The 15021-nt window shown below is 45.3% G+C and carries 9 protein-coding genes and 1 tRNA gene; 9 read left to right on the top strand and 1 reads right to left on the bottom strand.

All coding sequences use genetic code 11. The features are described from left to right. The first annotated feature begins 6 nt into the window (after positions 1 to 6). The 8 genes from ID165_RS11905 to ID165_RS11875 all read left to right on the top strand — a co-directional run bounded on the left by ID165_RS11905 (position 7) and on the right by ID165_RS11875 (position 13601). Positions 7 to 8406 carry an RHS repeat-associated core domain-containing protein gene (locus tag ID165_RS11905; RefSeq protein WP_192350836.1) on the top strand — a complete coding sequence of 2800 codons (8400 nt, stop codon included), beginning with the start codon at positions 7 to 9 and terminating at the stop codon, positions 8404 to 8406. Beyond that, the gene (locus ID165_RS11900; protein WP_192350834.1) at positions 8403 to 8828 is read left to right on the top strand and encodes a hypothetical protein; all 426 of its coding nucleotides are present in this window, start codon (positions 8403 to 8405) and stop codon (positions 8826 to 8828) included. The genes ID165_RS11905 and ID165_RS11900 overlap by 4 nt, the downstream gene beginning before the upstream one ends. Before the next feature lie 66 nt (positions 8829 to 8894). Further along, a complete protein-coding gene (locus ID165_RS11895; RefSeq protein ID WP_192350832.1) occupies positions 8895 to 9605 on the top strand; it encodes an HNH endonuclease in 711 nt (236 codons plus the stop codon). A gap of 57 nt (positions 9606 to 9662) precedes the next feature. Beyond that, entirely contained in the window at positions 9663 to 9989 is a 327-nt protein-coding gene (locus ID165_RS11890) for a hypothetical protein (protein ID WP_192350830.1), read from the top strand. A gap of 561 nt (positions 9990 to 10550) precedes the next feature. Then, complete coding sequence (locus ID165_RS26930; protein WP_255505213.1) at positions 10551 to 10685, top strand: hypothetical protein; 135 nt, start codon at positions 10551 to 10553, stop codon at positions 10683 to 10685. Beyond that, complete coding sequence (locus ID165_RS11885; protein ID WP_192350828.1) at positions 10675 to 11505, top strand: hypothetical protein; 831 nt, start codon at positions 10675 to 10677, stop codon at positions 11503 to 11505. The genes ID165_RS26930 and ID165_RS11885 overlap by 11 nt, the downstream gene beginning before the upstream one ends. Positions 11506 to 11921: 416 nt before the next feature. Further along, positions 11922 to 12512: a hypothetical protein gene (locus ID165_RS11880; protein WP_192350826.1), complete on the top strand. Its 591-nt coding sequence runs from the start codon at positions 11922 to 11924 to the stop codon at positions 12510 to 12512. 144 nt (positions 12513 to 12656) lie between these two features. Further along, positions 12657 to 13601 carry a hypothetical protein gene (locus tag ID165_RS11875; RefSeq protein WP_192350824.1) on the top strand — a complete coding sequence of 315 codons (945 nt, stop codon included), beginning with the start codon at positions 12657 to 12659 and terminating at the stop codon, positions 13599 to 13601. A gap of 387 nt (positions 13602 to 13988) precedes the next feature. Here ID165_RS11875 and ID165_RS11870 read toward each other — a convergent pair. After that, positions 13989 to 14062, bottom strand: a tRNA-Asn gene (locus ID165_RS11870). A gap of 484 nt (positions 14063 to 14546) precedes the next feature. On the opposite strand from ID165_RS11870, the gene ID165_RS11865 reads away from it, so the two are divergent. Then, positions 14547 to 15005, top strand: a complete 459-nt coding sequence (locus ID165_RS11865; protein WP_192350822.1) for a (2Fe-2S)-binding protein — start codon at positions 14547 to 14549, stop codon at positions 15003 to 15005. Positions 15006 to 15021: the final 16 nt, after the last annotated feature.

Raw genomic sequence — 15021 nt, 5'->3', positions numbered from 1 at the left:
ATTTTTATGGATAGTAAACACATACATTTAAGAAAAGCCCGATTGGGCGGATTGGTTGCGCTGCTGTTGGTTTGGGCCTGCATTGGCGGGTTAACGGCCGCTCCAATTGCCGTTTCCGTCCCTTCCTCTTTTAAGGCCTTCTTTGCCTCACACAATTCGATAAAGCTTGTTTGGACCTATTCGGGGGAATCCGCGGATTCATTTGTGGTGGAAAGGAAGATAAACGGCGGGAATTTCACCCAGCTGGCTACGGTGGCAGGCACATCGGGCACTTATACGAATACGGGATTGACGGTGGGCAACACCTATACCTACCGGGTGAAGACCAAAAAGGGTAGTGTCTTTTCTGCCACCACCCGTGAGCTCAGCCTCAGAATCCCCGAAAACAGGAGTTTTATCCCCTCCGAACTGGTGATGGTTCCCGGTGGGATTGCTTCTTTTTCCCCGATAGAGCATGTGATTCCCTGGAACACATTTGCCGCAGGCAACACCTTTGACGTGTTTCAGACCCCTCCCTGCTTGACGGGACAGTATTATGTGGGTTTTGAGCTGGACTATGACCTGGGGGACTTTAACACCGGGGCGGACTGGCAGGCAGACTTGCAGCTCAGCTTTCTGGAAAACGGGACAGTCAAATGGACCAAGCCGCTTTCCATTGCTTCCGGGACAGGTACCTGGACAGGAGTGGTTTTTCATGACGTGGCACTTTCCTGCGGGGGGGATTACAAGTTTAAGATCCATTCCAAGACAGCGTCCGGAACCGTCCCGGGAGCCAGGGTAAGATTGACGGAGAAACTTTACAAAAAGGTGGGGAATACCTTTGACCCCGCGCAGGTTCCCGCATTGACGGCGGGTTATGCCTCGAATGTTGCGACGGTCAACTGGACTGCTCCGAATTCTGATTTCAGGGAGTATGACCTGGAATGGGTGTTTATCTCCGTCCATGACAATTATACAGGCAACACGGCTGTGGGAGCATTTGCGCACCGGGAGGGAGTGGGAGTACGCCTGACATCCAACAGTTACTCGTTCCCGGTTTATTATCCACAGGGCAAACTGTACTACCGTGTGCGGTCGGTGGGGTACCATCCGGATTTCCCGGAAATGAAAATCCCCGGAAACTGGGCCTATGGCCCGAACGGCGGAACGTCGGTCAGCAACCAGCAGACCGCTTACAACTGGCAGGTGAGGACGGATTTCATAGAGGGGGGAAGGTATAAGAAAACCATAAACTACCTGGACGGAAGCTTACGGTCCAGGCAGCAGATCAGCACCCTAAGTGGTGGAGAGCACACGCTGGTATCGGAGACCTGGTATGATTTTGAGGGCCGTGAGGCAGTACAGTTTCTTCCGTCTCCCGATCCAAGTACAAGCCTGAAGTTTAGGTCAAAGTACAACAGGTTCAACAACAGCATCGCCCAAATAACCCCTGAGGTCGATTATGCCAACAAGACGAAAAACAAATACCATTACGATAACGGGGTTGTTGCCAACAATCCAATCCAAAGCAGTTATGGAGCGGGGAAATATTACTCTGCGTCCAATACGATGGACATGGCCAACAAAGCTTATCTTCCCAATGCCCAGGGCTACGGTGCCGTATTCACCGAATATACCTCCGATCCAACAGGCCGGGTGAAGAAACAGAGCCAACCGGGAAGCAGGTTCAGGATTGACGGGGCGAATACTACCCGCAAATTTTACGCACAAGCCTTTCCCGAGGAACTGATCCGCCTGTTTGGGGCCAACGTGGGGGATGCAGTGCATTACCGCAAGGAAGTCATCGTGGATCCCAACGACCAGGCGTCTATCCAGTACATCAACCAAGAGGGACAGGTGGTAGCCACGGCACTTGCGGGAAACAGCCCTTCAAACGTCACCCCTTTGGCGGAGTATGCTGCCAGGGAAACTGCGGGCTGGGGTTCGGTGGTGTATGACCTGATCTCCCACAATAAATCCAAAGGCGGCAGCAAGCTGGTCGATGCTTCCTTTGTCAACACCACTGCCAATACCCCCTATGCCTTTGCCTATTCACTTGCAGGAATAGGGAGTGATCTGGACCGGGTAGGATGCCAAGACTGTGAGTTCACGCTGAGCATGAGTCTGGTGGATCCTGACGGCTTAATGGTAAGTCTACCTGCGATATCGGGAGATGAGGAACCGCTGGCAGAAATATTCAAAAAGACATTTACGGCGTCGGATTGTCAGGTAGAGACGGAGTTGGGCACAGTCAATATTTCGCTGAATCTGTCCAAGCTCGGGGAATACAGGGTTATAAAAGAGCTGAAGGTAAAAGAGAAGAGCTACAGCGAGATCATCTCGGAGATCCGCTCAAGCAGCATCTTCCAGCAGGAGAAACTGGCGGTGGAGAATGCGGCGGGTCAGGATCTGGGTGACTGTGAGATCTGTGATGAAACTTCTCCGGAAGCCGTAGATGCAATCATTGAAGCAATAGACGGGGTGGTGGAAGCAGAGATAGCAGGGGCATATGCCCAAATAAGAAGCGAAGTACTGTTGCAGCTGGGATCGGAAGCCGCGGCGGACACGGCGGCGGTATCATCTATGATCAGGAACCATCAGGACTACTGCGGTTATGAACTGATGGTCCGGAACAGCGGAGCCAGAAAGGTGGAGCTTGAGCTGGTGCAGATTGCGACCATGTCCCAGGCGGTAGCCAATGGATATTATCCGATCCAGAATGTAGACCCTTTTTACAAGACCGGAGGTATAGGTGCCTCCTATACAGGTGCCCTGAATGCCAAACTGTCCAACATTACGCTTGGGAACGGCCTTGGAGGCTCGCTGCCGGCAGTGGTTGATCCCGGGAATGTATCCATGCGTGTGAATGCCTCCGGGACCAAAGATCCCAACGGCAAGCATGTACTTTACTATGACATATTGAGCCGGGGATTGACCGGTCAGCAATTACAGGGTGCTTTGGACAGTGCACGGTGGCAGATGTACTCCTCCTTTTACACACAGGCCAGCAATGAAGTAAAACTGACTATTCCTGAGATAGTTTCCTGTCCGTCATTTAAAGCCCGGTTTGCGACAGGCAATGAGCTTCCGAAAAGCATCAATGAACTGGAGCAATGGGCTGCCCAAAACGGTCTGGAAGATCCCGTTTCCGAAGAGGAGCTTGACCAGTCAGTGGCGATGGTGCAGAGCAAATGTTCGGGTGACTTTACCGCTGCCCAGCAGGCTACAATCAGGAATTCACTTAAGAATTATTTCAATCAGGACAGGGCGGGTAATTTTTTCAACCTGATATTGACCGAGGATTTAAATGATCCTTTATTGGCTCCGTTGGCAAATCTGCTGCAATCCAAAGGCTGTTCACTCGCCGCAGTCGCTACGGAAAATCCGTTTATTTGTACTGCTCAAACCCTAGTTACGGGTCCGGTAATCCCCGGGGAAAATGAATGTCAAATACTTGGCAGAGCCGCAAATCCGCCTGTTCAGAAGTCACTGATGTGGGAGGGATCTGACGGGGAGTTGGCTGAAATTGAGCAATTGGCGAGCCGCTTGGCTCTTGAATTGGAGGAGAGGCTGGGCATGGATGTTAAGATACGTCCTTCTTCAAAGCAGAGTGAAACTAAGAGCTCCGCATCTAAGGGCACTACCAACGTGTCTGCCTTTTCCGGTTCTCTGCCAAGTCAGGAAGAGTACAGTGCCTTAATGGATTTTTATCAGGCCACGGGAGGGGCAAACTGGACTAATAAGGCAGGGTGGAGTTCGGCAAATCCGAACGTGGTACAGTCAGTCCAGGGATGGAGTGGAGTGACGGTTGATATAAACGGGCATGTGACCGATATACATCTAAACGGCAATAACCTGAATGGGACTCTTCCTGAGAGTATCAGGGATCTTGATTACCTGAGGACACTACGGCTACCCCTAAACGGTCTTACCGGCCAGCTGCCGAATATATTCCACGAAATGGACAGCTTGAGGGAAATCCATATTGACCAAAACCAACTTACCGGTACCATCCCCCAGTCAATAGGATATTCATCAACACTGAAGACAATCCAGCTGTCCTTTAATTCTCTGACGGGAACTATTCCTGCCTATCTGAACAATCTTGGCTCTTTGGAATTTCTGATCCTTAACGACAACCAGCTTACGGGCACCATACCCTATTCAATTGGGACTCTTTCGAGCCTTAGAAATTTATACCTGTACAACAATGATCTGTCAGGTTCTATTCCGCTTTCCATAGGAAACCTGACAAGCCTTGAGTTGCTTCACTTGCAGCAAAACCGTATTTCGGGTGTGATTCCATCCTCTATCGGGAATTTACTCGAACTTAAATCCTTGTATCTGCATGACAATGAGATAGAAGGGCTTATTTCTCCGCAGATTGGCAATCTTGATAAATTGGAATTGCTTTTTTTGTATGATAATGAATTATCGGGCCCAATTCCTGCCTCTTTTGGAAATTTAAAGAAAGTAACCAACCTATTGTTGCTGTTAAATCAACTGGAAGGTCCCATTCCACAGGAAGTGGGGAGTATGACAAATCTTCAATATTTAAACCTGTCAGAAAATCAGCTAAGCGGCAACATACCTTCCCAGATTGGGAATCTTTCCAATCTGCATACCCTAAGGCTGGATTACAATGAATTGACAGGCCAGTTACCGGCAAGTCTCTGTTCACTTTCCAATTTGGTTTTGTTCTATGCCCAAATGAATCAATTGGAAGGTGATATCCCCTTATGTTTATTGACCAATGGTCCGGGACAGTTCAGATTATCGCATAACTACTATTATTTTACCGACCTGGGCAATAAGACCCAGTATTGGCCTCAGCCAAATTATTACTCTCCCCAACGTACAAATTCTGAACAGACTAAATATATTGTTTATAATAGTGGTGGTGTGAATTTATCAACCGATGTGGGCAAGGATCTCGGCAGTCCTTCAAATTATCAATGGTATAAGGAAGGAAATGCTGTAACAGGCGCCTCACCTGCCAACGATTCTATCTATGTAGATTGTCCTGCGCCGGATTTTGGCAATTGTTATGGCTGTGTGGGACAATATATAGCTGATGTCACCAATCCTGATTACCCAACAATTGTACTTTTAACTCCGGAAGCAAGAATTGAAGGCTATGTAACGCAAACCGAAACCGTCTGTACTTCCTACCAACTGGACCCTGCCTTCAATCCCTGGCTTGCTTCGGTGAGTTACGTGCCCGACTGGGAAGATGTGGTGGAACGCTGTCTTGCGGAGCGTGACACGCTGCGTGCGGCGATACGGGAATCCGCGGTGGAAAAACTGGAGGATAAATGGGTGGAGTCTTATCTCAGAACTGCCTCTACCACCTGTCTGGAAGATGCCACGGAAACATTGGACATGACGGTGACCAACAAGGAGTATCACTATACCCTGTACTATTATGACCAGGCCAATAACCTGGTGCAGACGGTTCCCCCGAAGGGGGTGAAGCCGCTGACCACGGCGCAGGTCAATCAGGTAAAATCCGGGGCTTCGGTAAATCCCGGCCATGAACTGCCTACCAAGTACCGTTACAACAGCAACAACCGGCTGGTCTGGCAATCCAGTCCTGATGGGGGGATTTCGCAGTTCTGGTACAACGCCATCGGTCAGCTGAGACTTTCCCAAAATGCCAAACAGGCAACAGAAGATTCCTACAGCTACAGCAAATACGACCGGTTGGGCAGGATCACCGAGACGGGTGAACTTGTCACCACGGAAAACCTGGATAGTCTAAAAAAGAAGCTTAAAGCCCTTGATTTTCCCCGACGCCCGGATTATACCTGCCGGGATATCACGGTCACGGGATATGATACGCCCAAGCCGGGGTTACACCTGAAATTCACACAGGAACACCTGCGCAACCGGGTGAGTTATACCGCCCATCTGGAGAAAGGCAAGACTGATACGTTGCTGACCGCCTACAGCTATGACCCGCACGGCAATGTAAAGAGCCTGCTCCAGCAGATTCCCGGACTTCCCCATAAGATCACGGCATACAAGTATGACCAGATCAGCGGCAATGTGAACTATGTGTTCTACCAGCCGGGAACGGCAGAGCAGCTGGTTCACCACTACACCTACGATGCGGATAACCGGATCGAAACGGTTCAGACCAGCACGGACGGGTACCTCTGGTCCACCGATGCCACCTACTATTACTATCCGCATGGGCCTTTGGCACGGGTGGAACTGGGAGAGCATAAGGTGCAGGGGCTGGATTACTACTATACGCTTCAGGGCTGGCTGAAAGGGGTGAACATGCCCGGGGGAGGAGATCCGGGAGGGGACGGTACGGGTTCGATGCGGACAGGCAAAGATGCCATGTCCTTTGCGCTGGGGTATTATAGCGGGGATTATGTGCCCATCACCACGGGAACAGTACTTACCGACAGCAGGGATGCGCTGTGGAGCAGAAACAATTCGGTGAGCGGAAACACGGGACTGTACAACGGCAATATCTCCTGGATGAACACCGAGCTGGCCGGCTCGCAGGACCAGTATGACATGCAGGCGATGTTGTACAAATATGACCAACTGCACAGGATCGTCCTGGCAAGAAGTTTACGGGAGTATACCACTAATTTTACAACCAGGACAGCAGCGACTGCGAAGGCTTATGATGCCAACTATACCTATGATGGGAACGGAAACCTGCTGACGCTGAAGCGCAACGATTCCGGGGCATCGCTGCTCCATGATTTTGACTACGAATACTATCCCGGGACCAACAAACTGCGCAAGGTGGTTGGCGAATACCAGCCTACCGTCCCGGAAAACAAGGTATATAACAGCAATCCCTTGGTGGCAGACGGACAGCAATACCGCTACATTACGGTAGGGGACGGGGCAGTGCTTCCGTCGGGTCAGAGTGCGGTACTCAAAGCAACCGACCGGATTGTGTTTCTGCCGGGCTCCCATATCCGGAGCGGTTCCGCTTTCAGTGCGTCCATAGAGGAAGTGGCGGGTGTTCCTATCCCTGCCGACGGGCAGTATAAGTACGATGCCATAGGTAACCTGATCAGTGATAACGGGGAAGGGATTACGGACATAGAATGGACCCCAAGCGGAAAAGTCAGGAAAGTGACCAAGTCTTCGGGCTCGCCTATAGAGTTCCGATACGATGCAAGCGGCAATAGGGTAGAGAAAAAGCAGGGAACCAACATAACGAGATACGTGAGGGACGCAAGCGGGAATGTGATGGCGGTTTACCAAAACAACCTGCTTTTGGAACGTCCCATCTACGGAAGCAGCCGCTTGGGGCAGTTGGATTCCGCATCAGCGGCAGGTTATCGTACGGTAGGATTAAAAAAGTACGAGCTTTCCAACCATCTTGGCAATGTTTTGGCAGTGGTCTCTGACCGCATCCATATAAAGACCGACAGTACCTGGACTGACGTGGTATCACGATCTGATTATTACCCATTTGGCTTGGCGATGGGCGGCAGAACAGAAAGCAGTGGCTACCGTTATGGCTTTAACGGCAAGGAAAAGGACAACCCGGGTATGGGCGGAGGTGGAAACACCTACGACTACGGGTTTAGGATCTATAACCCCGAGATAGCGAAGTTCTTGAGTGTGGATCCGCTGACTGGTTCTTATCCGATGCTCACACCGTATCAGTATGCCAGCAATACGCCGATACAGGCAATCGACTTAGATGGGCTTGAGGCATTTTATGTACATGGCACTTGGTCTAATCCGAATACTTTTCCTAAACTAACCAAAACTACAGTCAACGAGATCTTTGGTAATACAGAGGGGGATAGATTTCCTTGGAGTGGTAACAATTCTGACATCGCTAGACAAAAGGCTGCTAGAGACTTAGCAAAGCATGTAGTAAAAAACAGAGATCCTAACCAGCCTTTAACATTAGTAGGTCACAGTCATGGAGGGAATGTAGCGATAATCGCAGCTAATATTTTAGACGATGATTTTGGATTGAGTGTTGATAACATTTTAACAATTAACACTCCAGTGAGAGAGTATCAATTAAATTCCAATGTCGGTGCTAGACATTTCAATGTTTTTCACTTGGGTGATCCAGTTCAGGCAAATGGGGGTAATGATTTTTTGATACCAGATAGTTTCAGTTTTAATGGGAATGTTTTTGTGCCAAATTATTTTGGAGGTTTAAATTTTCCTTCAGGAGAGATCGGTGAATCAGGAAGAATTTTTGAAAATGCTATTAACATTAAGGCGAGAGGTTTTCAAGGAGCTTTTATTCCCAATATTTCAAATTTCCATGACACGCATACTAGGCCAGGTACATTTTCAGAGAGGTTAAAAAATGCAGTTAATCTCGGGTCAGGTTCATTTGATCCATTGAAATATAAGCCTGATCCAGCAAGTCAAGACAATACTCGTGTTGCGCCAAAAGAAAGAAATAATAAAATCCCATGAAGATCCATTTAATTTTAGCACTCTTGTTATTATTCACGGTATCGTGCAAAGAAAAGGTTTATGACCTTGACATATCTAAGGCAGAAAAAGTTGCTTTTCGAGACTTACCAGCACAGGTGAATCAATTTGTAAGCAACAATATAGACAGTATAGCAAACTCACAAAAAGATATCTATTACTCAACGGACAAAAGTATAGAATACACCTATGGAAGAGGTGGGGTAGCAAATAATTGGTTAGGTTCCGTAAATTCTAATTACCATCATTTTTTCATTGATGGAGCTCATTTTCGGTTAAAAGGTAATAGAGGACACCCATTTATATTGCATGAAGGATATTTGTACTTTTGTGATCTAAATCTTTACGTGGATGATTATACCAGTCGTCCTTATTACAAAATTGATATACCTATGATAAGATGAGCGTCCTTTGATTGAAAAACCGTACAGAGGTTTTAGAGTGTGGATCCGCTGACCGGTTCATATCCGATGCTTACTCCTTATCAGTATGCCAGCAATACTCCAATTCAAGCAATAGATTTGGATGGTTTGGAAGCGGTGAGGTATCCAGGTGTGGGGACCACAACAGAAATGCTCCAGAAACCGACCGAACAGGAGGTCAAGGAAGTATACCAGGCATACAGGGGGATTGCTTTAGGTGTCTATGACTTCTTCAGCGCTTTTCGCCCCCAGATGGCAACAGAGTCTGTTGGTCCAAATTATATTCCAATTTATTCTGAGGCAAAAGACGCTTATAGGGGAATCAATTATACAATCGAAAATGGTTCGATTGAGGACAAGTTTAGGTTGGGGACAGTAGCTGCATTGAGTATTTACGGAGGGGTTGAGGCACTTTCCAGAATTAAAATACCATCGATAACTTCTCCCAGTAAAATATTGCCTAGTGGTGAGTTTTATTCTGTAGCCTTTGAGAGTAATCTCCCAACCAACTTATACCCGGGTGGTAATTACCGAGCACACTTCCAGGCTGCAAATACTTCACTAAGCAACGCACTGGCTTCTGATGCTACTTTTGCAAATTCAGTGACTAAGTTAGGGATTTCCGTTCCACGTTCATCAACAGGAAGTATTTTAGGTAAGTCACCAAGAAATTGGGTTTGGCATCACGATGTGAATGCTGGGGTTATGCAATTAGTGCCTAAATTCCAGCACCCCAGTATTCCCGGTGGAAAATTTTGAAATACTATGCATCCTGATGGAAAAGGAGGAACGTCAATTTGGAATAAATAACTTGTAATGAATATTATTGAATTAATCCCGTACTTAAAAAGCCTTCATAAAGCAGAATCAGTTAGTCAGGTTTTTCTTCCTGATATAGAGTTTGACTTAGTTGAGCTTTATGTGAAAGATAAACTGGCCTTAGATTCAGAAGTGGTTTTTCTTAATGCCGACTCAATTCCAAATGAATTGAAAATTGAATTGGACGGTGTTCTATATGAAAACCTATTCCCGTTGTATATGGCACAGGAAATGGTTGAAGAATATGTGAAAACATATAACGATGAGCTATCAGATATGGAAATTGCGAAACGGCTTTTAGAATATAGAGTAAATGATGCTTAGACAAATGCCCCGGGTAGTATTTTTTATTGCAAAAACCTTGACCACCCGGCCATGCACTTAGTACACGGGCTTTCTTTTCTTCTTTCGGGGAAATGACTGTTGAAAGGAATGGGTTTTTTCTTCAAATGAAAACACGTTCAGTTGAAAGTAAGAAGTGGTTAAATCAATATCCTTGTGAGCTGAGATGCAACGGCATTTTGGGATAGTTCTTTGACTGGATAGACGCGTAGAGAAAAGTGAGTCCTGGGTAAAAAACCGTACAGAGGTTTTTGAGAGTGGATCAGTTGAACGGTTCATATCCCATGCTGACGCCATATCAGTTTGCAAGTATCAGTCCTATTGCCAATATTGACGTTGACGGGCTTGGGGATTAGTTTGCGATTATAAGAATGCGGATTATTTTGTGTTCTGTGTAATAAACCTTCGGGATCCGAAGGAAAGGGAGATTGGATACAAGTCGGAAAAGCGGCTTGTAACGGATATAATACTTTAAAATACGGGCACCTTCCTTTGTTGCCTTCTGAGTCTGAAGTAATAGCAGAGGGAGTCAACCTGGCCGGCATGAATGTCAAACTTTTGGAAAAAGTAGAGGAATTAACACTGTACACAATCTCACAGGACAAAAGCATTAAAGTACAACAGGAACTAATCAGTGATTTGATTAAGAGAATAGAAAAACTGGAAAATGGAAAATAAGAATCTCAGTAAGCAATTTTTATTCATTCTGACCCTTTTGGTCACGTTGAATACTTGGACTTTTGGACAGACGACTAATCATTTCCCCGATACCGGAAATGTGGGTGTGGGGACAGTTACTCCTGAAAATACCGGTAATTACTCTATAATTGACATTGTCGGGAAGAATGCTGTGAATGGAGGGTATATCTCACTCTCTACGTCTGATAAGTCCGGTCATGCACGAATGTTTTTAACACATGAACGACTGCTTTTTGATTTGCGCAAGGCCGGAATGTATTTCCAATGGAGAAACTCTGCCAGTAAGCAGATCTATCGATTGGACAGTGACGGCAGTGCAATATGGAATGGGTTTGGTTCAGGTTCAACCGTTATATCTTCGAATCCCAGCGGTCAGTATATAAGGCAGTACGGAAATGACGGTTCATCACAAAGCTGGCTGATCAGGGGGTATGCTTCAAACGGGGTACAGGCAGAGTTCAACAATGGTGGGATAAATGTCAATGGAGTCATAAAAACCAAAGAAGTCAATGTCACCATGTCGGGCTGGGCGGATTATGTTTTCAGTCCTGAATATAAGCTGATGCCCTTATCGGAGGTAGGGGCTTTTATTAAAAGGAACAACCATCTGCCCAATATCCCGACAGAAGCGGAGGTGAAGGAAAACGGAGTCAATCTGGCGGAAATGAATGTAAAATTGCTGGAGAAGATCGAAGAGTTGACGCTTTATGCAATTCAACAGGATGAGTTGCTGAAAAAAGTATTGGAGAGACTTTCTGAAGTGGAGTCAAAGCTGACCGGGGAAACTGTGATAAAATAACATCAGGCAAAAACAATGGGATATAGTGGGAGTCGAAAATTTTTAAAACTCAAAATATCATCGCTGTCCGGAAAAATGCCATGTCCGGAGAAAAAGCGGTAGTATATCAAGAATGTTTACAGTAAGGATATGAAATCGAGCATGACTCAAGAGTCACACACTGGGATGATTATCTGGCACGCGAGATTCCATGTGACCATTAAAAATCAATTATAAACACATGAAAAGATAATATTTCCTGAGTTGTGAATTGAATATATTAGGAGCACTGCCAGGGAATAGTATGCATAAATTCCACTCATTAAATAAGGCTGACAGTTTTTGATGTAGGGTTCGGTTGATATGCATTGAATTCTGAACTGCTACTCTTTGTGACAAACGAAATCACACTAAATAATAAACTAATACAGTAGGATATGAATAAAAAATTATTTCTACCAATACTTGGGGTTATTTTAATAATCCCTACTTTAATGAATGCCCAGGTTCACACTGGCGTATTTAGAACACCTCAAGCTAATGCTGAATATCATCATTTCACTCGTAATTCGTCGAGTGTGGCTGCTGTTTATATTAACCAAATTTCCACAGGTCCGATTTTGCGGTTGTCAAGCGGTATATTCAATGCAAATCAAGGCGTGAAATTTACTGTTGAAAATAATGGTTCGGTTGGCATCGGTACATTAGCCCTTGGCAGTTATATGCTTGCCGTAAATGGGAGAATTAGGGCTAAAGAGATAAAAGTCGAAACAGGATGGTCTGACTTTGTTTTTAACGGTAATTATGTTCTTCCTACACTGGCGGAAGTTGAAGCGCATATCAAAGAGAAGGGCCATTTGAAAGATATTCCCAGTGCTGAGGAAGTTGCTGAAAATGGCATATTTCTCGGTGAAATGGACTCAAAGCTATTACAGAAAATAGAAGAATTGACCCTGTATATTATAGAACAGAATAAAAGAATTGAAAATCTGGAGAAAATAATTAGGCAGAATGATATGGACTTATGATATATCAGTTTAATGCTAAATGGAGTTCGAGAATTTACCTGTGAAATCTGATTTTAGAAATTGAAGGCTTGTAATTCAGTAAAATCGTAATAAAATCGTAATAAAATAGTTCTTTAGTATAAATTCTACCTTAAAACAGTAAAAATGAAACAGTTGATTGCTTTTCTTTTAGTCGGTTTCTTGGTCAGCCCAGGCCATTCACAGACACTTTTTACCCCCGGCGGAACCGTGGGGACTTCTTCAAATGCAAATGTAGGGATTGGCAGGCCTTCCCCCGCGAGCAAGCTCCATATATACAACAATGACGAAAATGTGTCGACTAATGTAGGATTGACTGTTGAACAGGGAGGCGAAGGAGATGCTAAAATTCAATATTTGCTGACCGGAGTACAAAGATGGGTGACAGGAGTTGACAACTCTGATGGGGATAAATTCATTATTGGCAGGGGAATAGACTGGTACCAGGGCAAAATTCTTACTTTGACCAATGATGGGAATGTTGGAGTCCGTACCACTTCGCCAAACTCACTGCTTAGCATAGGTTATACTAACGGAACAAATCAACTTGGATTCAAACGTTCAGATGGAAATGAGACGTTCTACATGAATTTAAATTCAGCCAACCAATTTGAATTTAAAAATACTTCCGGTGGAGGCGGTTTTGATTTTCAGTCTAATATTGGTGGAAGCGGAATAGTCTCTGCTTTATTTATCAAAGGCCAAAATGGGAATATAGGCATAGGTACTTCAAATCCTGATGCCAGGCTCAGCGTGAATGGAACAGTCCATGCCAAAGAAGTGAAAGTTGATTTAACCGGATGGCCGGATTTTGTTTTTGGGGATGGGTACAAACTTCGAACCCTGGAGGAAGTGGAAAAGTACATAACTGAAAACAAGCATCTTCCCGATATCCCCGGTGAAGCCGAGGTAATTGAAAACGGGGTTGAACTGGGAAAGATGGAAGCCAAACTACTCCAAAAGATTGAAGAGCTAACACTTTACGTGATTAATTTAAACAGGGAAATGGTGGAACTTAAAGCCACAAATGCACAACTGCAAAAAGAGTTTTCTTTGTTAGTAAATCAATAATTTGAATATATTTTCTCTTAGCGCAGCAAAACAGTTTTTTAAGAGCGATTGATAGATTTTTATGATTAGGCACATTTGACCAAACCCCTGTCCATATCCTCGCTTTCGGCGACCTGGACGGGGGTGGTGTTCCACGATGTGGCACTTTCCTGCGGTGGGGACTACAAGTTTAGGATCTATTTCAAGACAGCGTCCGGAACTGTGCCGGGAGTCAGGGTAAGATTGAAGGAGAAACTTTACAAAAAAGTGGGGATACCTTTGCCTCGAATGTTGCGACGGTCAACCCGACGGCACCGAATCCCGTTTCCTTCCTTACGGGACAGGTTATGAGCATTGAAAAATAAAAAAGCCACTTACAATTTTTAATTGTAAGTGGCTAATTTTCAGCTCCTTCTCTTGGGCTCGAACCAAGGACCCTCTGATTAACAGTCAGATGCTCTAACCAGCTGAGCTAAGAAGGAATTTTGTGTTTTATTCGGAGCTTGTTCCGAATTGGTGATGCAAATGTAGTAGGCTATTCCATCTATTCCAAACACAGCTATTAAAAAAAACGTGATTTTGCGGGGTTGTAACTGCTTTTGCTTCACTTTCAGTTACTTATTTTTTTGCTTTTTCACGGTTACAATGTTTTAGAGCTTAGTTGACTTGAAATGCCAAATTGATTTAGTAATTTATTAATTCATTCGCATTACCCAAGCCCATTTCTCCATGAACAATACGATTGACCTAAGGGGGTAGACATTGGGCTATTCCGGCACCCGGACTTCGTTTTCCTGCTTTTATTCATTAAATGCAATAGCGATAAAGTAAGAATTGAAATGTTAAAGAAGAGCTTTAATAAAATAGTGAGGTAGCCCGACCGGCTACTTTTCAAGACTTTGAGGGAAATATGATATTTGATTAATAGATTGATAATTAATAGTTTATCTATAATAATAATTCAAAATGCCAAAATATAACCTAACAATTAATAGTGAGAACAAGGAAGTGGATACCGTTGCCGATATGCCGCTCTTGTGGGTAATCAGAGACCTTCTGGGTATGAAAGGAACTAAGTTTGGCTGCGGACAATCCCTTTGCGGAGCTTGTACCGTGCATCTGGACGGGGTGGCCGTAAGATCTTGCTCTTTGCAGATTTCCGCAGTGGGAGATGGTAAGATTACAACTATCGAAGGGCTTTCAGAAAACGGAGATCATCCGGTACAAAAAGCATGGGTAGAACATATCGTGCCCCAATGCGGATACTGTCAATCAGGACAGATAATGAATGCGGCGGCTTTGCTGAACTCGAATCCCAGCCCGGGTGTAGCGGAAATTGAGCTGGCTATGGCTGGGAATCTTTGTAGGTGTGGTACTTATAACCGCATCAAAGAAGCGATCATGACGGCTTCAAAGTCTCTTTAATTTCCCCAATCTAACA

This window comes from Algoriphagus sp. Y33 (assembly GCF_014838715.1).
In the GTDB taxonomy this organism is placed as follows: Bacteria; Bacteroidota; Bacteroidia; order Cytophagales; family Cyclobacteriaceae; genus Algoriphagus.
The sequence above is the reverse complement of the archived record's forward strand: the minus strand, read 5'-3'. Positions and strand labels throughout refer to the sequence as shown.